The organism is Bacillus cereus group sp. N6 (genome assembly GCF_016483705.1).
GTDB lineage: Bacteria > Bacillota > Bacilli > Bacillales > Bacillaceae_G > Bacillus_A > Bacillus_A wiedmannii.
The window spans coordinates 67,198-89,762 of the sequence record NZ_JAEHBI010000016.1; the positions used below are offsets into that span (position 1 = coordinate 67,198).

A 22,565-nucleotide genomic window follows, 5' to 3' on the forward strand; every position below is an offset into this window, starting at 1 on the left:
TTGGAACGTTTTTCTGGATTGTTTTCAACCTTTTCTACACGTGCCATATACGGCATTTATAGCTTTTTCGTTGCAATATTAATTTTTGATTATTTTTCAGATACTCAAAAATATAATTATGTAATGATATTAGTTGGAGTTTTATTATTATGTACAATTGGAAACTTTATACTTAGCAGTGGATCGCTATACCTTGAAAGAGTAAATGAAAAAATATGTTTTTTTGTACTGCTAATTATTTGTGTAGCAGTGAAAACAGCGTGGATTCTTACATATAAGATTGATCCGATTGGTGATTATGAAGCCTTTTTTAATACGGCAAAAGCATTAGGTGACAACTTTGTTATTCATGATAGATATGTTGCATTATTTCCACATATTTTTGGATATGCTTCATTCTTAAGTATCTTCCTGAAAATATTTGGGGCAAACTTTATGATTCCGCCAATTATTAATGTTGTTTTAACTACAATATCGATGGGATTAATATATTTTATAGCTAGAAGAATTGGTGGAGTGAGAACAGCGATAACAGCAAGTGTTTTATGGATTCTCTTGCCATCACAAACGATGTATAACATGTTTGCACTTTCAGAGCCGTTGTATTGTACAATATTGTTATTGGCCTGGGCAATTATGATAATTGTTTATGATAAAATTGAAAATATAACGATTGCAAAGGTTCTTATGTATTCAATTCTAGTAGCTGCATTACTTGTATTAATAAATATGGCAAGACCAATTGCAGCAGTGCCAATTATAGCCCTAGCAATATGGATGTTTATTATAGATACAAAGCATATTGGGAATAAAAAGCTACTTATTAACAAGGTGGCATATGTAGGGGTTATCATTATTGGATACTTAATGATGTCTTCGGCGGTAAATCATTATGTAACATTACGTTTAGGTGAAGAGATAGCAACAGTGCCGGGATACAATATTCATGTAGGATTTAATAAGGGAGCTTCAGGAACATGGAATCCAGGAGATTCAGCATTACTATATCATTATAGTGGTCAACCAGGATGGAGTGCTCAGGACGTTCAAAAGCAAATGCTTGAAGAAGCGAAAAAGAGAATAAAAAACGATGATATAGATTTCGGGAAACTAATGTATGATAAATTTATTATCTTTTTAGGGAACGATGATCAAGCTGTTAAATATGCAGATCCAATTATGGATCATAAAGTACGATATACTATAATTTCTAATGTTTTCTATTACTTTTTACTAGCTACTTCACTGTTCGGGGCGTTAGTAGCTATAAAAAATAAAAATAAATCTTCACTTCTCATTATTTGTTTATACACGATTGGGCTAACAATGGCACAAATGATAGTAGAAGTAGCACCGAGATATCATTATTCGGCTACAATACCTATGATCTTTTTAGCTGCTTTTGGCATTAATCATATTTACAATAAAAAAAGGATATAAATAAAAAGGCATAAGCTCGGTATTGCATCGAGCTCATGCCTTTTTTATTTGGCCTTATCTTATATTTTTGTAGTCTTTCTTTTAGACATGAGACGATAAACTACATATAGTCCATAACTTTGAATGATTGTAAAGCTAGGGATGATAAAGTATCGGTATCTTGTTTGATATTCGATTAAGAAGTGAATCGTTATATAGCCAATTATTAATAATAAAAATAGTGTGTAATGTGTGTTGTTTTGCTTAGTTAGTATGAGATAAAAAGTTGCTAACGTGCCAAATAACATAGTTGTAATATATATATATTTATCGTATGTCTTAAGGTCGTCTTGCAAGGTAACCATATCATTCTCTGTGTTACTTAGTGTTGCCAGACTCCATACTGGGGCGGAATCATAATCTGCCCACATAATCGTGAATTTATCACTAAATAAAGATAAAACCTTTTGTGGATCAGCTAGTCGCTCTTGAATCAATTTCTTCTCAACGGCTTCTCGTTCTTTTCCAAGCTCAAAGGACATAACATATTCTACATCTGCTGAAGAATATCCACCTCTTGTTTCGTGATTAAGTCCTACGGTGAATTTCCAGAGAGGATCCCTGTTAGATAGCGGATATTGGGTAATTCCGGCAGATATAAATGAAGAACTTATAATGTAATGAACAAGGTAAAAAATGATGAAAATCCCAGACAATTTTTTTATAGAAGTTAAAATATCCTGTTTTGATTTTCCTAATATACCTTGTAAAAAGACATAAAGAGCTACTGCAATCAAAACTAAAGCGCCAAGTGGACGCATAATATCTCCTAAAGCTAGGGAGATCCCTATAAAAATCCACATATATTTATGGGTTAGGCCTTTTGTAATTAATAAATAAAACCCAAGATAAAATAGGAATGTGGCAATATGTTGATTCGTTAGTAATGAGCTCATTACAATGCTTGGGATATATAATGCATATAGTAATCCAGCCATTCTTCCAGACCATTCATTAAAAACATATGAAGTTATTTTGTAAATTAGCAAGGTTGTTCCTGTGCAATACATTATATTTAAAAGTTTTAGAAGGAAAGGCCCTTCACCGAATAAATTAATAATGAGGGCTTGGTACATTGTAAATCCAAGTTGATAAACCCATGAAGTATAATAGTCATCTTGTGCAAAACTAAAATCGCCTTTAGTAGCTTGAATAGCACTATTGTACATCACTGAAAAATCTGATTCGATAGGAGTTGGAACGTAGAGAACCCAAATTAATCGAACAGAAAAAGCTAAAACAATAAGTGAAACGATAAATATAAATGTAGACATATACTTATTAGAAATATAGCCAATAAGCAAAAATAGAAGGCCTATTAGAATAATAATCGGGATGATAATAAAGGAATGTGTGTCAGTTTTTTCTTGAATTACGACTATTGATTGCCACGTTATAGCAGCAGAAATAATTAGACATAGTACTAATAAGCACTTTACAAAAAATATATTAAGCTTTAGGGGGAATGTACGTTGCATTACTAAAAACTCCTTATCATACTGTATGTTTATTTTAAAACGAAATCCCTTTACACGCTAAATAGCAGTGTAAAGGGATGTTTTTTAGGGGATTAAGAATTTTCTTGGGCCCATTTCTCTACATCCCAAGTTTTTGTTATCCACTCTTCATAAAAGTCTGGTTCGTGGCATACAAGAAGAATTGTTCCTTTGTATGCTTTCATCGCTTTTTTCAACTCTTCTTTTGCTGTAACATCAAGGTGGTTTGTTGGCTCATCAAAGAGTAGCCAGTTACTTTCTTCACCCATTAGTTTACATAAACGAACTTTTGCTTGTTCGCCACCGCTTAATTGATTCAGTGGACGAGAGATATGTTCGTTTTTTAAACCACATTTCGCTAACATTGCACGTACTTGATGCTGGTCTAAGCTAGGGAATGTATTCCAAACATCATCAATGGGTGTTATATTATCAGCTTTTACTTCTTGCTCGAAGTATGATGGGTTTAAGAAGTCACCAAGACTTGTTTTTCCGCTTAATGGTTTAATCTTACCTAAAATCGTTTTTAACAGTGTTGACTTACCGACACCATTACATCCAACAATTGCAATTTTTTCACCACGTTCAATTGTCATTGTTAATTTCGGTAATAACGGATGTGTATATCCAATCTCTACATTTTCCCCTTCGAAGACAAATCGACTACTTGCACGACTTTCTTTAAAGGAGAACTCAGGCTTAATAGCTGTTTCAGGACGATCGATACGTTCCATGCGATCAAGTTGTTTTTGACGGCTCTTTGCACGGCCTGTTGTTGAGTAACGGGCTTTATTTTTTGCAATAAAATCTTCTTGTTTTTTGATAAACTCTCGCTGCTTTTCATAAGCATTGATATGTTGATTTTTATTGATTTCTGCCAGCTCTAAGAATTTTTCATATGTTGCTGTATAACGCGTCATTTTTGTGAATTCTAGATGGAAAATAACATCGACACATTTATTCATAAATTCCGTATCATGGGAAATTAATAGGAATGCATGTGGATATTCTTTTAAATAACTTGTTAACCAATGGATATGTTCAACGTCTAAATAGTTGGTAGGCTCATCTAATAGTAATACTTCTGGTTGCTCAAGTAGTAACTTTGCAAGTAATACTTTTGTACGTTGTCCACCACTTAATGCCGCAACATCACGATCTAGACCAATTGCATCAATTCCAAGGCCGCGCGCTGCTTCTTCAATTTTAATATCTAATAAATAGAAGCCACCTGCTTCAAGGGCATCTTGAATTTCTGCCATTTGTTCAAGAAGTTCCTCTAATTCTTCTGGTGTAGCAGTTCCCATTTTTTCTGCAACTTCATTTAAAGCTTTTTCTTTTTCAAATAAAGGTAAAAATGCATCTGCTAATACGTCACGGATCGTGCGACCAGGTGTTAAAATCGTATGTTGGTCTAAGTAACCGTAATTTGTACCAGGTGTCCATTCTACACGACCTTCGTCATGGATAAGCTGACCAGTAATTATATTCATAAATGTTGATTTACCAACACCGTTTGCTCCGACTAATCCAACGTGTTCTCCTGCGAGTAAGCGCATGGATACATCTCTAAATAATGTACGATCACCAAATGTATGGCCTAATTTTTCAACAGTTAATAAGCTCATAATGTCCTCCGTTCATTTCTAAATAGTGTCTTGAATCATGATACTAAATTCTTGGATATAATGCTATCATTTCAAAAATATATAATGTAACTGACAAGCAAGGTATGCGATTACAAAAGAATGATGGGTTGCTTTGCAAGAAACAAGCGATGCAAGAGAAATAAAAAAATAAGGTGTAACCATTTAATAAAAGTGGTTACACCTTGTTTTTTATTTTAAATATCCACGAACAATACCGCGTAAGCGATTTGCGTGGAATTTACGCTTATCATTAGAAATGTTTTGTGTCATACGGAATGTTGCGGCAGCGACAGCACGTATGAAATAAGGGAATCCATAGTGTAAGCGAATAACCCTACCAAAACCACCAGCATAAGAAATAGCACGTTTTAATGATTGTTCATTAATAATTTCCTCTTTTACAGGATGATATACGAACAGATCTTTTCTAAATAAACCAGTGTAATTTTGTTTCATCCCACGTAGTACAAAGTCAGTTTCTTCACCAGCTCCATAAATCGTGCCAGAACCAACACCTAAATCTTCATCAAATGTACCTACAGCTTGTACAAATTGTTTTGTGAAGAATAGTGTGAAAGAAGGCCCCATGAATCCATACTTATTATTTAAAATAATGTCTGTATTCGGTGCGTGTATTAAAGAACCTGTACCTTCAACATTTGTAGTGTTTGTCGAGATGAAATGAACATCTTTATTAGAGTTGAAAGTTTCTAATATACTCTCTAAAACATTTGTTTCATAAATACAATCATCATCTGGAAAAGCGATGAAATCACCATCTGCTACTTTTAATCCTGCATTTCGAGCTCTCGATAGCCCTTTAATAGGTGTATAAATGTAGTTAATAGAAAATTTATCTTTATATTCATCAAATAAATCAGAGATTGGCGTATCATTTTGATCTACTACGATAAGTTCAAAGTTTTTGTAAGTTTGTTGTTCAAGTGATTTTAGTAAGTCAAGAATATCATCACGTCTGCCACAAGTAGCCATGATTAAAGAAAATTTCAAGTTTAACAGCTCCTTTTAGAGATTGCGTTTAAGCTTTTTTGAATCGTGCTAATATCTTTTCAAGTAGTGAAAAGAGAATTTCATCCTTTGTTATAAAGAGGATAAGGGCATACGTTAATCCACACGTTATTATGACTAGGATAACTTGTAGTATTTGTCCAGATACGATCATATCAATAACGAATGCTATGGGGACAAATGTTAGGGAATAAAATAGATATTTAAGTTTTTGTATATCAAATAACGTATAATTCACTTTTAATTTCTTTTTCACATAAATATATTCAAATGTGATTAAGAAACAATTCGCAATTGTTGTTGTGAAAATTGCGGTTGTTGGTGTAAGTATATGGAAGAATATTAATGCAATATTGGATGCCAAGTTGATAAATCCACAAATGAATAAAAATCGCACTAAAATGCTTTCTTTCTTTTTCACATAAATAATTTGATTCGATAAAATGGACTCAATACCGACTGTAATCATATAGAAGGCGAAAACAATTAATGTATTACCAGCCTCAGCAAATTGTTGTCCACCGTAAATAACAACAGCTCCATGAGCAATGAGCATTAAACCAATTGCGGCAGGGAATAGGGTAATGAAATATACTTTTGAAATTTTATTTAGTAAAGACTCATATTCCATTTCAGACGCGTTTCCTGATAAATAAGACAGTCTTGGAACGGTTACTTGTACAACACTTAACATAAGTGTATTAATAATCATCATAATTTGAAAAGCCATTACGTAATATGCAACTTCTTCTTTTCCAACATATACCCCTAAAACAAGACGATCTAATTGAGTATATAAAATATTAGCATTTGAAAAAATCAAGACTAATAGTAACGGTTTTAAATGAGGAATAATTGTTAAGTCGGAAAAATCAAATTTCACTTGGCGTTTCACATATATAAAGCTAATAGAGTGGTTTAAAAATGTCGATAATACTAATAAACCAGCATATGTTTTGTAATCGTCAACCCCATGAATGAAAGAGAAAAGAAGTACGACATAGATTAATCGAACGATAACTGTTTTTTTAGTGATGAAGTCATAATTTTCATATGCCTCATTGAACCATTCCACATAAAACATGTTAGATATAAAATTAAAACCGAAAATAAGAAGAACAGGAAATAAACTTTCATGTCCGTATCCAATATAACTAAAGAGCACAAAGCCTGATAAAGCTAAAATACTAGTTGTGAAGTTAATTACATAGAGACTTGTAAATAACTTAGAAACTTTCTTTTTATCGTTTTTAATTAAGCTAATTTCACGTAAACCATATTGATATACACCAAATACGGCGAACACGAAGAAGTAATTGAAAAAAGTTTCAGCAATGTTAACGGTTCCGATTGAATTGGCCCCTAATGTTCGATATGCGTAAGGACCAACTAAAATTGGAAGTATAATATTAAACGTGTTGAGCAGTATTTTATAAAAAATATTTGAAGCAATTGATTTCTGCATAATTTCACCTTTCCATTAAAATAATCCAGTTTTTTCACTAGAGTTAATTCTCTCAATATAATGAAGTGTAAGGTGTTTTCTACACTGTTTACAAATCCTTAAATTGTTTGTTGACCACCCGTATAAGTGTACCCTACATAAACTTTGTAAAGCAACTGTTGATGGGATCGAACTGTATTATAAAGTGAAACTTTAATCAGTGGGGGGGGTTGTACATTTCCTATTGATTATCAGCACTCATCAATTGGGCGTTTACGGGCAACAGGGCTCCCGCCTAAAGTCTTTGCTACACGGTAGTTTTACAGCCCGAAAATAGCGGGATAAATGAGATTTTATCAATTAGAAAAAGTTAATAGCGAACGGGTATGTATAAAAATATTACATAATATGTGTGAAAAGGAGTAATGGTTGTATGAAGGTGTGAAATTGTTTATAAAAAATGAGCGAATATGTGATAGCTATTCGCTCAAAAGATGTTTTAATGGTGAAGGCCTATATACTCCAAGGTTTACTTAAAGTTAAAACTTCAGCCATTTCTTTGCTTTTTACACGCCCTTTTTTTCTACTTTCTGCACGCTCAGAACCAGTTGTGTGTAGCCAATGTTCTTCTTCCGTTTCAGGTAGTACTTGTGGGACAGATGAAGGTTTTCCATCTTTTAATGCAACGAATGTAATGAAACATGTTGCAGCTATTCTACGTTCGCCTGCTAATAAATTCTCTGCAATTACTTTTACGAACACTTCCATCGAAGATTTTCCTGTATAACATACGAATGCTTCGTAACAAACAGAATCTGCTTGGTGAATTGGAGTTAAAAAATCAACAGAATCGATAGATGCCGTTACGCAATGTTTACGGCTATGTCTTGCAGCTGCAATTGAAGCGATACTATCAATTTCCGCTAATAATTTTCCTCCGAAAAGTGTTTGATGATTATTTAAATCATTCGGAAAAACACGTGTTGTTTTAATTGCTTTGGATTCTCGCATGAATTTCTTTTCCATATGGTCAGCCCCTATTTTCTGTTTTCAATCAGAATGACATGTATTGTAAGTGGAGTACAAAAAATTAAAAATCAATAGATATTTAATGAAGTAAAGAATTCCAGAAGAGGGTTAGTAAAACTTCTGTATTTGTATTCATGTAACTGAAAGAAAATTTATTACTATATAAAGTGTAGTGTAAAAGAGGATTCGCTTACATTGCAAGTGAAAAAATTAGGACCCTGTATTTGTCATAGAAATTCCCTATCAGCTGTGTACCTATTCATGATAGAATCGTTTTGTTATGAATGGAAATAGAGGTGCAATGGACATATGAAGCATATACAAACAAATTTTTCGTCTTTTTTTAGTAAAATAATGATTGGTGCGATGCTCGCATTTTTTGTTTATAGTTGTTGGTCAGCGTTTGAAACAAGTAAACAATTTTTTGGCGACAGTACAACAAGTGTAACAATTGTATTGGTTATTTTTGTTATTCTTATGTTGTTAGTGGCATCGATTTTACAGTATCGCTTTACAGAAAAACAATTTCTTGTTTTTCTTATGAGTACATCTATAATTGTGAGACTTAGTATGGTTCTATTTGTAGACGTTCCAATAATTGGTGATATGAAAGCTATGTTTGAGTCTGCAAAGCAGATTGCAATTGGTAATAACGTAGAGAGCATAGCGCAGTTACCTTTTATTATTTATGAATCAATAATTATTCGTGTATTTGGCGATACAGTATTCGCATTGCAGTTATTTAATATTTTATTTTGCACAGGGACTGCATTTTTCATTTATCGTATTGCAGCAATGGTTTTCGGAGAAGAATGCGGCCGTATTGCGTCTGTATTTTACGCTTTATATATTCCGAATATATTTATGAGTTCCTTATTAACATCAGAATCGCTCGCAATATTTTTATTTTATTTGGCTTGCTACATACTTTTATATAAAGGTTTAGATCATCCTTATATGTGGGTACTTTCAGCAATTTTATTTGCATGCAGTAATATGATTTTCCCAATAGGATTATTTCTTCCTATTTTTATTGCTGTATATGTGTTGTTAATTGAACTCTTTCAATCAGCAATGAAGCAAAAAGTACTATTAAAGATGATAGGGATACTTATTCTATTTTATAGTGCTCATTTTGGTGTGAGTTATGGAATTCAGACAATGGGAATGTCACAATATACAATTTCAAATGAGACGTATGTTCAATCTGTTTTAATTGGAAAAAGTAAAAATGAGGAAAAAATAACAAAGAATCAAAACGTAACAGAGCATATTGATCAAAAGCTAAAAGAGATTGAAGAAGAAAGATTTAAACTTTTAAAGCCAGTAATTAATCAATTCTCAGGTGAGGGAATACATTCTATTCTATTTAAATGTGAAAAACTTATATATATAGCGGTAACATTATTTATGTCGATAGCTTTATTACACTTTCTTATTAAGAAACAACAAAACGAAGGATATATGTTGTTCGTTTTGTTAATTGGCGGATACGTATTGTTAAGGCTCTTCCAAGTAGATATGGCATATTACAATCTTATTGTGCCAGCCTTGTTTATTTTGCAAAGCTTTGGTGTTTATATGAGTTATGTTTATTGTCAAAAAATATTCTTCAGAAAATAAAAAGAATCCAGTTTGGATTCTTTTTTTATGGATGGAAGATGAGGACTAAGAGTCAGCAGAGATGAAGAATCTCTACTGACATAAGCTTCACCCTATCTATTCAGTTCTAGTTGTAAACTATCAGCTGTTAGAGCCATTTTTGAGGAATCGTCTTGAATTCCTTTCATTACTTGTGAAATGGTTTCTAACTCATTTTCAATTTTTTTATTCTGTTCTTTCGAGTTAGACATGTCTTTTACAATTTCTTGGAAGTATTGATCTGTTGCAGACATACTATCCGTTCCTTCAGATACGAGGGAGCTAATTTGTTTCACTGAAGAAGAGACACGAACAATTTGTTCATTTGTTTTTTCAACGAGCTTTGTAACGTTGAATATAGATTCTTTCGTTTGCTCTGATAACTTGCGAATTTCTCCAGCTACAACAGAAAAGCCTTTGCCAAATTCCCCAGCACGTGCAGATTCAATAGCAGCATTTAGTGCGAGCAAATTTGTTTGCTCTGCAATTGATTTTACAATGTCTATAATCTCGTTAATTTTATTAGAAATATCGAGAAGTTCATGAGTATCTGTAATAATCGTTTCCATGTTTGTTTGAATATATTCCATTCGTTTATTCTGTTGATTTAATTGTTCTTTCCCTTTATTCGCTTTTTCTTCTGATGTTGTAGCTAATGATGTACCTGTTTTGGCAATTTCTACAATAGTTTCAGATTTAGCGGTTAACTGTTGAATAGAAGCACTCGTTTTTTCAGATACAGATGCTAGTTCTGTTGCAATATGCGTAATGGTCATAGCTGTTATTTCTTTTTCTTTTTCATGTTCTTTTTGCATTCTTTCATATTCAGATTCATAAGCCGCAATAACGAGCTCTTGTTCAAGGGTGAATAATTTGTTTATTACGTTTATAGAATAAGAAAAATCGTCAATTGTTGTAATTTTTGTTTGCAAAATCTTCATGATAGAGCGGAATAATTCTTGATAAGCGGCAGTATACCATTTTCTATGTAAACCAATTTGTACATGTCTTTTGGCAATTCTAACACGTTGTTCAATAAAATCTTCGTGCATATCTCTGCTGAATAATTCCTTTATATGTGTTTTTAAAGTTTGCTTTAGTTTTGGAATAGAGCTATAACGTTCAATAATAGTAGTTAAATTAGGCTGCTTTGTAATATTGGCATAGAATTTTTCCGTAATCCAATCAATTTCTTCATAAATAAAGGGCTGTAGTACCTTTACGATTTGTAAATCTTCTTTTGAAATATGTAGCATATCCATTTGAATTTTCAGTTCAGAATTAGTAGGCACGTTAAAAGTGATTTTTTGATCCTTACTTAATTCAAGTATACTGGCGTTTGTTTTATTTGTATGTTTTTTAAAAAACCGAAGCATCGTTCTTCCCCCTGTGTATAAAGCGTTTTCATTTTTGGTTCTAATATAATTATATATTTTTATATACAATTACTCTATATTAGTGTGTAGAATAGTATATAAATTAAGAGAATTCTGTGTAGAATTCTCTTAATGGCCTTTATTAATTTTAGCATGTGTTTTAAAGAAAACAGGGAAATGTACATTATATATTACAGTGACAACACGAATAATAAATGTTACTAATAAACAAACATAGAAAGCTAGTACGTGTGCCCCCATTGCATATGTGATTAGGAAACTAATTGCTCCTAAGATAGAAGCGATTGCGTAAATCTCTTTTCGGAATACGTAGGGGATATCTTGAGCGCAAATGTCACGTAAAATACCGCCTCCAATACCTGTAATGACTCCCATTGAAACAACTAAAAATGAGGCGTCAACATGATGTGACATTGCTGCATTTGCACCAATAGCTGTAAAAACACCTAAGCCAACAGCATCAGAAAGCATAATAACGACTTGCAGTTTATTGATACGCTCAAAAAACATACAAGTAAATAATGCTGATAATACGCTTACGAAAAAGTAAATGGGTTTAACAAATGCGACAGGAGGCAGGTTACCGATCATAATATCACGAATAATACCGCCACCGAGCGCTGTAGCTACAGCTAAACAAAGGACACCGAATAAATCTAAATCTTTTTTTAAACCAACTAATGTACCGGAAATAGCAGCGGCGATAATGCCAAGAAACGTAAATATGTCGATTAATAACATTGCTGTAATCCCTTCCTCCTAAAGATGTTCCAGAGAAAAAATATACACTAAAGTTATGTAAATAACAATGCATTTTCTTTACATGTAGAAAAAAAGAAAAAATGAGGAAAGAAAGCGCTTGAAAATGCAAATATGCTTTTTTCTATAAGGTAAGGCTGGGGAGAAATGTGAGGCGTTTAATTAAAAAATATATGTTATAATAAATATTTGAGATAAGAAAAAAATATTAACAGTATAGATTGAAATTAGGTAATAGTTATGGAGGTTCTAGATGTTAAGCGAAAATAGTAAAAGTAATAAATTTGAAAATTTTCTATTAATCTTTATTTTGTTGCAACCAATTTTAGATTTGCTCACGGCATTCTGTATAATGGTTTTAAAAATTGATACGACCATTGGAGTTATTACACGCTTATTCGTTATGTTCCTAAGCGGGATATATATTTTAATTCAAACGAAGAAACAAGGAAATATAAAATATATATTGTATATAATCTTAGTAGGAATAGTCTTCACCATCGGATTGGTAAATAACAAGCTTACAAAAGATCCTATGGTACTTACAGAGGAAATTAAGTTTATAGCAAAAGCATTATATCCGTTTGTTATGCTTACTTGTTATGTATTTGTATTTAAGTCTTTAAAAGAGAAAAGCCATTCAAATTCAAAAATGCGTGACTATGTTACGTATGCATCGCTAATTATAGGAGTAGTCATGGTAGCTTCGATTACTACTGGAACAGATTATAATAGTTATGAATGGGTAAAGTTAGGATCACGCGGTTGGTTTTATGCAGGTAACGAGCTAGGATCTATTTTAGCCATCATGTGTCCAATTGTTATTTTGTATTCAATTGAAAGAACAAAAAGTATAGGTAAAGCGTACTATTGGATTCCTTCAATTTTAGTTGTTTATTCACTATTTGCAATTGGGACAAAGGTTGGCGTAGGAGCAATCTTTGGATCAATGGCTATCGCAGTTGTTATGTGCTTTATTCAGGCATTCACACAGCGTAAAGATGGAAAGAAACATGCCTATTTATTAAATGGTTTTCTTGCAATAACTGTATTTGTAGGCATATTGGCATATACACCTTTTTCACCGTTTATGAAAAATATGGGATTCCATTTCCAATTAATTGAACAAGAACAGAGTGCGAAAAAGGAAGAGAAAAAGAAGGAGGAAGCTAAAGAGCACAAACCTCCTGTGACAGAGCAAGAAAAAGAGAAAGAAAAAGCAAAAGAAAAAGTAGCGGAGAAGAAAGAAGAAACGCAAGCTCTTATTTTTAGTGGGCGTCAATTATTTGAACAGATGTATAAAGATTTCTATAATGAAGCCCCAATGTCTCAAAAATTATTAGGAATGGGTTATGCTGGTAACTATAAAGAACAGCCGAAATTAATTGAACGTGACTTCCACGATTGGTTCTATTCTTTCGGAATCATAGGGTTCATTTTACTTGTAATTCCATTCTTATACTTTGGTATTAAATTTATTGCATGTATATTTACTAAATTTAAACAAATATTCACAGTGAAATATGCAATGATGATTGCAGCAATACTTCTCGGATTAGGTATCTCATTCATGGCTGGTCATATTTTAATTGCACCTGGAGTGAGTTTCTACTTAGTAATAATCATGGCATATTTAATAGTTGACTTGGAAATTGAATGATAGAAAAATAAAAGCTAGCATATGTTAGCTTTTATTTTGTTATAGTAAATAAAAAGAAAAAATGGGGGATGTAAGAAATGAAAGTGTTGCATATGAATGCTGGTGCAGAAGAAGGTGGGGGGAAAACACATATTATTTCACTTTTATCTCAATTTTCAAAGGAAGAAGTGGAATTAATGGTATTTGAAGAAGGTGCGATTGCTAGAGAGGCGAGAAACCTTGGTATTCAAGTGCATGTTTTTACCCAATCATCTCGGTACGACCTATCAATTCTTTCAAAAATAAAAGCATTTATTAATGAAAATCAATTTGACATTGTGCATACACATGGCGCACGAGCAAATTTCTATCTCTCCCTCTTGAAAAAAGGTATAAAAGCGAAATGGATAATGACTGTCCACAGTGATCCAACTTTGGATTTTATGAAGAGGGGATTAAAAGGATGGGTATTTACGAAGTTAAATTTACGTTCTTTCAGGAAGGTAGATTTATTCTTTGCAATTACGGAAAACTTTAAGAGAAACATAATAAAACTAGGTGTACCAGAAGAGAAGATTTGTACGGTTTATAATGGAATCGAGTATGATAATACTCCAGCAAAACCTTATGATAAAAGTGAATTTGGCATTGATGAAGGAGTATTTACAGCTGTTCAAGTAGCGCGTCTTCATCCTGTTAAAGGTCATGATATTTTATTTGAAGCGTTACAAAAAATTAAAATTCCAAATATAAAGGTGCTCTTGCTTGGTGATGGACCTATAGAAGCAGAATTAAAAGAGATGGTGAAACAAAAGGGCTTAGAGGATAAGGTGATTTTTCTAGGTTTTCGTACAGATTCAAAAGAATTATATGCATCTGCACACATTAATTTGTTAACCTCTTATAGCGAAAGCTTCCCTCTTGTTTTATTAGAGGCGGCTAATCAACGCTTAACATCTATTGCAACAAATGTAGGTGATATGAAAAAGTTAATAGTTGATGATACGTATGGATGGATTGTACCGATTGGTGATGCGGATTCGTTAGCAAACGCGTTAGAAAATGCTTATGAAAAATGGTTGAATGGTGAATTAGAAGCGATGGGAAATCGTTTATATAATCATGCATCTACTCATTTCTCGCTAAAGAATTTGTATGAAGATACTTATAATGCATATAAAAAACTTTTACTGAAATAGAGAGGATAGTTAATCATGGAAGTAAAAACGGTTGATATTCTAGGTGTTCCTTTTTCTACAATGACAATGGATGAAACGATCCAATATTTGAAGGGACAACTAGAATTGGAGCGAACTCATACTTTTCAGGTAGTAACAGCAAATCCTGAAATTGTTATGTGTGCAAAAAAGGATGAAACATTCCATAAAACATTATTAAATACAGATTTAATTACACCTGACGGTATTGGAGTTGTAAAAGCAAGTGGTATGTTAGGTACACCTGTAAAGGAACGTGTAGCAGGTTTTGATTTAATGTGTAATCTATTTGCAAAGTTATCAGAGGAGAATAAACCGGTATCTGTTTTCTTACTTGGTGCAAAACCGCATGTTGTACAAGCTGCAGCAGATCATTTAACGAAGACATATTCAGCTGTATCTATTGTGGGTACACAAGATGGGTACTTTAAACAAGAAGAAGAAGAGAGTATCGTTTCTCGCATTCAAGAAGCAAAACCAGATTTATTACTTGTCGCGCTTGGTTTCCCAAGACAAGAGAATTTTATCCAAACTAATAAGCATCGTTTAGAAACGAAGATGGCTGTTGGAGTGGGCGGAAGTTTAGATGTATGGGCTGGAGAGGTAAAACGTGCACCAAAATGGATTCAAGCGATTAACTTAGAGTGGTTTTATAGATTGTGTAGTAATCCAACGCGCTGGCGTCGTCAGTTAGTATTAGCGGAATTTTTAAAAGAAGTCATGCGTTCGAAAAAGTAGCGGAATATCGCTACTTTTTTATTTGGTCATTTTTAATAAAGTGAGGTTTTGCTCATCCACCACTGATGGTTAACTCTCACCAATTGGACGTTTAATGGCAGTTGGTCTTCAATTTAACCTTTTTGTTTCAGCTGAATTTTGAGGTAGGAGTCTTACTGCCCTCAAATAGTGTGATAAGTATTTTACTTTTGGGGAATGATGAAGGAGAATTTTTTGAACGAAAGTATTTTACTTATACAATTCACACATGTAAAATGATGTGTAAAGACAGCTGTGTAAGGAGGACTTCTTGTGGGCAAGGTGAAAGAAATTTCGAAGCGAAAGCTACTTGGTATAGCAGGGCTTGGATGGTTATTTGATGCAATGGATGTTGGAATGCTTTCATTTGTAATGGTAGCACTGCAAAAAGATTGGGGATTAAGTACGCAAGAAATGGGCTGGATAGGCAGCGTTAATTCGATTGGTATGGCAGTCGGAGCGCTCGTTTTTGGAATACTATCAGATAAAATAGGGCGGAAATCAGTCTTTATTATTACATTATTACTATTTTCTATCGGTAGTGGTTTAACTGCTTTAACGACGACACTTGCGATGTTCCTTGTTTTACGATTTTTAATTGGTATGGGGCTTGGCGGAGAGCTTCCAGTCGCATCTACATTAGTATCAGAGAGCGTTGAAGCGCATGAACGTGGCAAAATAGTTGTGCTATTAGAAAGCTTTTGGGCAGGTGGATGGCTAATTGCAGCCCTTATCTCGTATTTTGTTATTCCGAAATATGGTTGGGAAGTTGCAATGGTATTGAGCGCGGTTCCGGCACTATATGCTTTATATTTAAGATGGAATTTACCGGATTCTCCCAAATTTCAAAAGGCTGAAAAAAGACCATCTGTTATCGAAAATGTAAAGTTAGTTTGGTCTGGTGAATATCGTAAGGCAACAATTATGTTATGGATTCTATGGTTTTCTGTTGTCTTTTCTTACTATGGGATGTTCCTTTGGTTACCTAGTGTAATGGTATTAAAAGGATTTAGTTTAATAAAAAGTTTTCAGTACGTACTTATTATGACGTTAGCTCAATTGCCAGGATATTTCACGGCTGCTTGGTTTATTGAACGACTTGGTCGTAAGTTCGTTTTAGTTACGTATTTAATCGGTACAGCATGTAGTGCTTACTTGTTTGGAGTGGCAGAGTCATTAACGATATTAATCGTAGCAGGCATGTTACTATCCTTCTTTAATTTAGGTGCTTGGGGTGCATTATACGCTTATACACCGGAACAGTATCCAACGGTTATTCGTGGTACAGGTGCAGGGATGGCAGCAGCATTCGGTCGTATTGGTGGTATTCTTGGGCCGCTATTAGTAGGATATTTAGTTGCTTCACAGGCTTCACTATCACTAATATTTACGATTTTCTGTGGATCAATTTTAATTGGCGTAGTTGCTGTAATTGTACTTGGGCAAGAAACGAAGCAACGAGAATTAATATAAGGTGAAAGTTTAATCGGTGAGGGATTTATCCCCACTGATTATTAGCCAGCACCAATTGTGTTTTTGGGGAAGTAACAATCATTTCTTCGCATTCAGTGGGTGTTACTTCCTACAAATAATGGAATGAAAGGGTAGGGGGAACCGTTGTGGTTTCCTTTTTTCTGTTTTTTTAGATAAATAATGGTATAGTAAGAAAAAGGGAATGTTTCTTATAAAAGCGAATGTATACAACAAGACATATGGACAAAAGAATTAGGTGGTTGAAGAAATGAAAATTTTACTGATCATGGAAGAAGCAGAAGAGCGAAGAAGTTTAGCTGAAAAATTTACTGAAAATATAAGGAATGTAGAATGTTTTGAAGCGAATACGGGAACAGAATCATTATTGATCATGAAAAAGCATACACCAGATTTTGTTTTCTTGAACTCAAAATTACTAGATGGAACTGGTTTTGAATATGCGAGTTTATTACGGGAAGTAAATTGTTATACGAAATTGATTTTTATGGGTGAAGATATAGAAGAGTCGATTACGGCATTTCGGTTTCAAGCATTTTATTATTTACTACGCCCATTTCGTGAGGAAGATTTGCAATTCCTTTTATATAGAATGTGTAAAGAGCAAGGCGAGAAAGCAAAGAGTTATTTGCGAAAACTACCGATAGAAGGTCAAGAGGGAATTCGGTATATTTTCCCTGAAGATATTGTATATGTAAGCAAAAATAAGGAAAACAAAACGGTTTCAATTTATACAACAAATAATCAGTATATTTCAACATATACACTTCAAGAGCTGGAAAATAAGCTAAATGTATATGATTTTTTACGTGTGCATAAAAGTTATTTAATTAATATGTCATATGTACAAGAACTAAAACCTTATTATAATGGCACATATAATCTGTATTTAGATAAATATGATGAGCAACCGATTCCAGTTAGTCGTAATTATGTGAAACGACTTCGAAATAAGATTGAATTATAGTAGGTAATGCGAATTTTTTAACATGATAAACTAAAAATCCTTCATGATAAGGAGGATTCAAATTAAATATTCAGAAAATTTAGTACAATCCCACTAAGCGATAGTATTGGGGGGATTGTATGTGAAAACATTGAAGTCGATTTTACTATGGGGAGTTATTGCAGCAGTAGGCGCAGGTGCTTTTGGTGTAATAGCTTTATCACAAGGTGAAACTATTAATGCCGTGTGGCTCTTAGTAGCTGCGGTATGTGTGTATGCAGTTGCTTACCGCTTTTATAGTAGATTTATAGCGAGAAAGGTATTTGGTTTAGATAATAATCGGCAAACGCCAGCCCATACATTAAACGATGGAAAAGATTATGTTCCGACAAATAAGTGGGTATTATTTGGGCACCATTTTGCAGCAATTGCTGGGGCAGGCCCTTTAGTAGGACCGATTTTGGCAGCGCAAATGGGATATTTACCAGGGACAATATGGATTATTGTTGGGGTAGTTGTCGCTGGAGCTGTACAAGATTTTGTAATTTTATTTGCTTCGATGAGACGGAATGGTAAATCTTTAGGAGAAATGATTAAAGATGAGATCGGTCCTGTTACAGGGCTTATTGCAATGATAGGCATTTTAGGCATTATGATTATTTTATTAGCGGTATTAGCATTAGTGGTAGTAAAGGCGCTTGTCGGAAGTCCTTGGGGAATGTTTACAATAGCAGCAACGATTCCTATTGCTATTTTAATGGGAGTGTACATGCGCTACATTAGGCCTGGCCGGGTTGGTGAAGGGTCAGTAATCGGAATTATTCTACTTATACTGTCTCTTATTGGGGGACAGTATGTAGCAGAGCATCCAACGCTTGCAAGCATGTTCACGTTTAGCGGTGAAACGATTGCTATTATGCTTATTGTATATGGATTTATCGCATCGGCCTTACCAGTTTGGATGCTTTTAGCACCACGTGATTATTTAAGCACATTTTTAAAAGTCGGAACAATTGTTGGATTAGCAATTGGTATTTTAATTGTAGCACCAGATTTACAAATGCCAGCAGTTTCGAAATTTATCGATGGAACAGGTCCTGTTTTCTCTGGAAACTTATTCCCGTTCTTATTTATTACAATTGCTTGTGGTGCGGTGTCTGGATTCCATGCTCTCGTTTCATCAGGTACGACACCAAAGATGATTGAACAAGAGGGACACGCACAGCCAATCGGTTATGGGGCAATGTTAATGGAATCATTTGTAGCTGCGATGGCGATGATTGCAGCTTGTGTATTAACACCAGGAACTTATTTTGCGATTAATAGTCCCGCAGCGCTTATCGGTACGGATGTCTCGCAGGCAGCTCAAGTTATTTCCTCATGGGGATTTGCTATTACACCAAATGAACTAAAAGATCTCGCTGTAAACGTTGGAGAGCAAACGATTTTATCACGCACAGGTGGTGCACCAACGTTAGCGATAGGTATGGCGTATATTTTCTCACAAGTAATAGGTGGAACAGCCATGATGGCCTTTTGGTATCATTTTGCAATCCTCTTTGAAGCTCTATTCATTTTAACAACAATTGATGCTGGAACGCGTGTAGGCCGATTTATGATTCAAGATATTTTAGGACATGTATATAAGCCATTTGGGAAAACGGATTCTACATTAGCGAATGTGATAGCTACAACGTTATGCGTATTAGGATGGGGTTATTTCTTATACCAAGGGGTAGTTGATCCGCTTGGTGGAATTAATACATTATGGCCACTTTTCGGTATTGCAAATCAAATGTTAGCAGGTATTGCATTATTACTTGGAACGACAATTTTGTTCAAAATGGGGAAAAAGGCATATGTTTGGGTGACACTTATTCCAACTGTCGGATTGCTTATTGTAACGATGACAGCGGGTTATCAAAAGCTATTTCATGAAAATCCTAAAATAGGATTTCTATCTCATGCAAAGGTGTTTCAGGGAGCATTAGATGAGGGGAAAGTGTTAGCACCAGCTAAAAATGTCGCTCAAATGAAACAAATTATTTTCAATGATTATATTGATGCAGCGCTTTGTGGAATTTTTATGATAGTTGTAATCGCTGTATTAATTTCTGCGATTCGAATTTGGATTCAAGTATTAAGAAATAAGCCGATGCCGCTAAAAGAGGCACCATATATTTCTAGAGATGAAAGTGAGTCGAGGAACTATTATGCTTAAACGACTACGGAAAGTATGGGGAAAAAGGAAACACTTTATTAGTTTACTCGTTGGGGTACCAAGCTATGAAACATATGTAGAGCATATGAAAAAGCATCATCCAGAAGAAGAAGTGGTATGTCAAAAACAGTTTTTTGCAGAAGCGCAAGAAGCTAGATTTAATGCAAAGGGTGGAAAGATATCAAGGTGTTGTTGAGGAAAAGGGCGAGTTTTCGTCCTTTTTTATTTTTTGCTGTTTCACGTGGAACAGCAAAAAATAAATAAAAAGCTTTGGGAATTATAGGTATTTCGTATACAATAAAATAAGGAAAGGGATAGATAGAAAAGTAGGGAGATTATTTTATGTTAAGGGACTTATTTGTAAACACAACAATTATTCTTTCCTTTATTTTTGTTGGAGGTCAGCTTTTAAGAGATAAACCGTTAAAAGGAGGGTTCTCTTTTTGGCAGAAATGTGTAGTAGGTATTCTTACTGGAATATTAAGTGTACTGTTGATGCATTTTGGTGTACATATTGAAGATATTATGTTGGATCTACGTTATTTAGCTGTTATTTTGGCAATTATAATTGGAGGTCCGATAGCTAGCAGTATAACAGTTACTATTATATTAATTACCCGATTATTTTTTACTGAGTACTCTTTAGCCTCTGAATTGGCTTGTTATACAATTGTATTGATAGGTTTTGGAATTATTTTCATTTGGCGGATGAAAGCTTCTATATTTAAAAGATGGATCTGGTTTAATGTATATAGTTTATCTATTTTAACGGTTCCACTTTCTATTTTATTTAAGGATATGTCTATAGTAGCATTATATTTAGTTTGTAGTGGTGTTGCAGCATATATCACATTTATAAGCGCAAATTATGTATTGCAATCCAATGAGTTATTTCAAACGATGAAGCAATACGCAACGATAGATGCACTGACAGGTTTAGGAAACGTAAGACAGTTTGATTTAGAGATGAATCGTCATATTGGTAATAAGCGTATGAAAAATGATTCACTTTGTTTACTACTTATAGATATTGATCACTTTAAGTGTGTAAATGATACGTATGGGCATCCTGCGGGAGATGAAGTATTAAAACAAATGGGGCATATTTTACGAGAAGTTTCAATGTTTCCAGATTTGGCTTTTCGAAAGGGTGGGGAAGAGTTTGCGCTTTTGATACCGCAGAAAGGATTAGCTTATGGAATGCGTATGGGGGAAAAAGTTCGCACGGCTGTTGAAAACCATCCATTTCAATTGCTAAATGGAACTAAAATAAAAATTACAGTTTCAGTAGGAATTTCAGTGTATGAAGAATCACCAGAGCGATTTATTCAAGCTGCTGATGATGCATTATATTACTCCAAAAGAAATGGTAGAAATCAGGTTAGTTCTGCATCTTAAAGATAAGATGACCAGAAGAGCTTATAAAAAAACACCCACAGAGAGGAAATATATAAACTCTGTGGGTGTTTTCATTTATATGTTAGACAAGTTCTTTTGATGCAACGAATTTACGATATGCACCGTGATGTGTTGGGCCTACGTATTCGTTGATCTTGAATGAATAACGGATAGCAGCTGTGATAAATTCTTTAGCAGTTTTTACTGCTTCTTTCACAGTTTTTCCTTTTGCAAGTTCTGCTGTAATTGCAGCAGAATATGTGCAACCTGCGCCGTGTGTATTTGTCGTATCAATTTTTTCTGATTCTAGAAGATCGAATGTTTCTCCATCATATAGGACGTCGATTGCAGTTTCCGTACCAAGCTTGCTACCGCCTTTAATTAGGACGTATTTCGCACCTAAAGCGTGGATTTTTTTTGCTGCTTCTTTCATGTCTTCAAGAGAACTAATCTTTACGCCACTTAATTGGTAAGCTTCAAACAAGTTTGGTGTTACAACTAATGCCTTTGGAACAAGAACGTCACGTAAGCAATCGTTCGTTTCAGGATGTAATGCTTCATCAGCACCTTTACATACCATAACAGGGTCCACTACTACATTTTTGAAATTATGTTTTTCGATTGTTTCAGCAACCATTTCAATAATTTCTACTGATCCAAGCATACCTGTTTTTAAAGCATCTACTCCAACACCATCAATTGTCGTTTCTAATTGTGGTTTTAATGTAGAAGCTGGGATTGGGAATACGTTATGTGCCCAACCGTTATGTGGATCCATCGTTACGATTGTCGTAAGAGATGTCATTCCGTATACACCAAGTTCTTGGAATGTTTTTAAATCTGCTTGTATACCAGCACCGCCACTTGTGTCAGAACCAGCGATAGTAAGTGCTTTATTTAATGTCATTATGAAATCCCCCTCAAGTGATATAATGAAAACTATGTTTTCACCATTATATCAATGTTACGAATAA

General features: G+C 34.0%; 18 protein-coding genes and 1 pseudogene. 10 read left to right on the forward strand and 9 right to left on the reverse strand.

What is annotated here, in order from left to right; genetic code table 11:
- On the forward strand, positions 1 to 1,440 hold the full coding sequence (locus tag JDS99_RS13865; RefSeq protein WP_088065071.1) for a glycosyltransferase family 39 protein: 1,440 nt from the start codon (positions 1 to 3) through the stop codon (positions 1,438 to 1,440).
- 59 nt (positions 1,441 to 1,499) lie between these two features.
- On the opposite strand, the gene JDS99_RS13870 is transcribed toward JDS99_RS13865, so the two are convergent.
- The 5 genes from JDS99_RS13870 to JDS99_RS13890 form a co-directional block, all read right to left on the reverse strand.
- Positions 1,500 to 2,957 (reverse strand): ArnT family glycosyltransferase, encoded by a 1,458-nt coding sequence (locus JDS99_RS13870; protein WP_199695228.1) that lies wholly within the window; start codon positions 2,955 to 2,957, stop codon positions 1,500 to 1,502.
- A gap of 92 nt (positions 2,958 to 3,049) precedes the next feature.
- Positions 3,050 to 4,603 (reverse strand): ABC-F family ATP-binding cassette domain-containing protein, encoded by a 1,554-nt coding sequence (locus JDS99_RS13875; RefSeq protein ID WP_087981892.1) that lies wholly within the window; start codon positions 4,601 to 4,603, stop codon positions 3,050 to 3,052.
- Positions 4,604 to 4,813: 210 nt separating this feature from the next.
- On the reverse strand, positions 4,814 to 5,635 hold the full coding sequence (locus tag JDS99_RS13880) for a glycosyltransferase family 2 protein (RefSeq protein ID WP_087981893.1): 822 nt from the start codon (positions 5,633 to 5,635) through the stop codon (positions 4,814 to 4,816).
- 28 nt (positions 5,636 to 5,663) lie between these two features.
- Positions 5,664 to 7,118, reverse strand: coding sequence for an oligosaccharide flippase family protein (locus JDS99_RS13885; protein WP_087981894.1), 1,455 nt, complete (start codon positions 7,116 to 7,118; stop codon positions 5,664 to 5,666).
- Between the two features lie 492 nt (positions 7,119 to 7,610).
- On the reverse strand, positions 7,611 to 8,123 hold the full coding sequence (locus JDS99_RS13890) for an acyl-CoA thioesterase (protein WP_000412135.1): 513 nt from the start codon (positions 8,121 to 8,123) through the stop codon (positions 7,611 to 7,613).
- Between the two features lie 312 nt (positions 8,124 to 8,435).
- Here JDS99_RS13890 and JDS99_RS13895 point away from each other — a divergent pair, with 312 nt between their 5' ends.
- A complete protein-coding gene (locus JDS99_RS13895) occupies positions 8,436 to 9,749 on the forward strand; it encodes an ArnT family glycosyltransferase (protein ID WP_088065069.1) in 1,314 nt (437 codons plus the stop codon).
- A 92-nt stretch (positions 9,750 to 9,841) separates the two neighbouring features.
- On the opposite strand, the gene JDS99_RS32775 is transcribed toward JDS99_RS13895, so the two are convergent.
- From JDS99_RS32775 to JDS99_RS13905, 3 genes and pseudogenes are all read right to left on the reverse strand, one after another.
- The gene (locus JDS99_RS32775; protein WP_371399406.1) at positions 9,842 to 10,582 is read right to left on the reverse strand and encodes a methyl-accepting chemotaxis protein; all 741 of its coding nucleotides are present in this window, start codon (positions 10,580 to 10,582) and stop codon (positions 9,842 to 9,844) included.
- A 63-nt stretch (positions 10,583 to 10,645) separates the two neighbouring features.
- A pseudogene (locus JDS99_RS32780) lies at positions 10,646 to 11,143 on the reverse strand (protoglobin family protein); the annotation flags it as partial.
- A gap of 129 nt (positions 11,144 to 11,272) precedes the next feature.
- On the reverse strand, positions 11,273 to 11,905 hold the full coding sequence (locus JDS99_RS13905) for a trimeric intracellular cation channel family protein (RefSeq protein ID WP_000924376.1): 633 nt from the start codon (positions 11,903 to 11,905) through the stop codon (positions 11,273 to 11,275).
- 271 nt (positions 11,906 to 12,176) lie between these two features.
- On the opposite strand from JDS99_RS13905, the gene JDS99_RS13910 reads away from it, so the two are divergent.
- The 8 genes from JDS99_RS13910 (at position 12,177) to JDS99_RS13945 (ending at position 21,591) form a co-directional block, all read left to right on the forward strand.
- Entirely contained in the window at positions 12,177 to 13,583 is a 1,407-nt protein-coding gene (locus tag JDS99_RS13910; RefSeq protein WP_088065068.1) for an O-antigen ligase family protein, read from the forward strand.
- Positions 13,584 to 13,660: 77 nt separating this feature from the next.
- Positions 13,661 to 14,761, forward strand: a complete 1,101-nt coding sequence (locus JDS99_RS13915; RefSeq protein ID WP_088065067.1) for a glycosyltransferase family 4 protein — start codon at positions 13,661 to 13,663, stop codon at positions 14,759 to 14,761.
- 15 nt (positions 14,762 to 14,776) lie between these two features.
- Entirely contained in the window at positions 14,777 to 15,517 is a 741-nt protein-coding gene (locus JDS99_RS13920) for a WecB/TagA/CpsF family glycosyltransferase (protein ID WP_046955475.1), read from the forward strand.
- A 291-nt stretch (positions 15,518 to 15,808) separates the two neighbouring features.
- Positions 15,809 to 17,008: an MFS transporter gene (locus JDS99_RS13925; RefSeq protein WP_098082159.1), complete on the forward strand. Its 1,200-nt coding sequence runs from the start codon at positions 15,809 to 15,811 to the stop codon at positions 17,006 to 17,008.
- Positions 17,009 to 17,276: 268 nt separating this feature from the next.
- Complete coding sequence (locus JDS99_RS13930; RefSeq protein WP_048542790.1) at positions 17,277 to 17,993, forward strand: LytR/AlgR family response regulator transcription factor; 717 nt, start codon at positions 17,277 to 17,279, stop codon at positions 17,991 to 17,993.
- Positions 17,994 to 18,114: 121 nt separating this feature from the next.
- A complete protein-coding gene (gene cstA / locus JDS99_RS13935) occupies positions 18,115 to 20,193 on the forward strand; it encodes a carbon starvation protein CstA (RefSeq protein WP_000854302.1) in 2,079 nt (692 codons plus the stop codon).
- On the forward strand, positions 20,186 to 20,389 hold the full coding sequence (locus JDS99_RS13940) for a YbdD/YjiX family protein (protein WP_000919820.1): 204 nt from the start codon (positions 20,186 to 20,188) through the stop codon (positions 20,387 to 20,389). The genes cstA and JDS99_RS13940 overlap by 8 nt, the downstream gene beginning before the upstream one ends.
- Positions 20,390 to 20,535: 146 nt before the next feature.
- Positions 20,536 to 21,591 carry a GGDEF domain-containing protein gene (locus JDS99_RS13945; RefSeq protein ID WP_097906572.1) on the forward strand — a complete coding sequence of 352 codons (1,056 nt, stop codon included), beginning with the start codon at positions 20,536 to 20,538 and terminating at the stop codon, positions 21,589 to 21,591.
- 82 nt (positions 21,592 to 21,673) lie between these two features.
- Here JDS99_RS13945 and pdxK read toward each other — a convergent pair whose 3' ends face one another.
- Entirely contained in the window at positions 21,674 to 22,498 is an 825-nt protein-coding gene (pdxK, locus tag JDS99_RS13950) for a pyridoxine/pyridoxal/pyridoxamine kinase (protein ID WP_087981903.1), read from the reverse strand.
- Positions 22,499 to 22,565 lie beyond the last annotated feature (67 nt).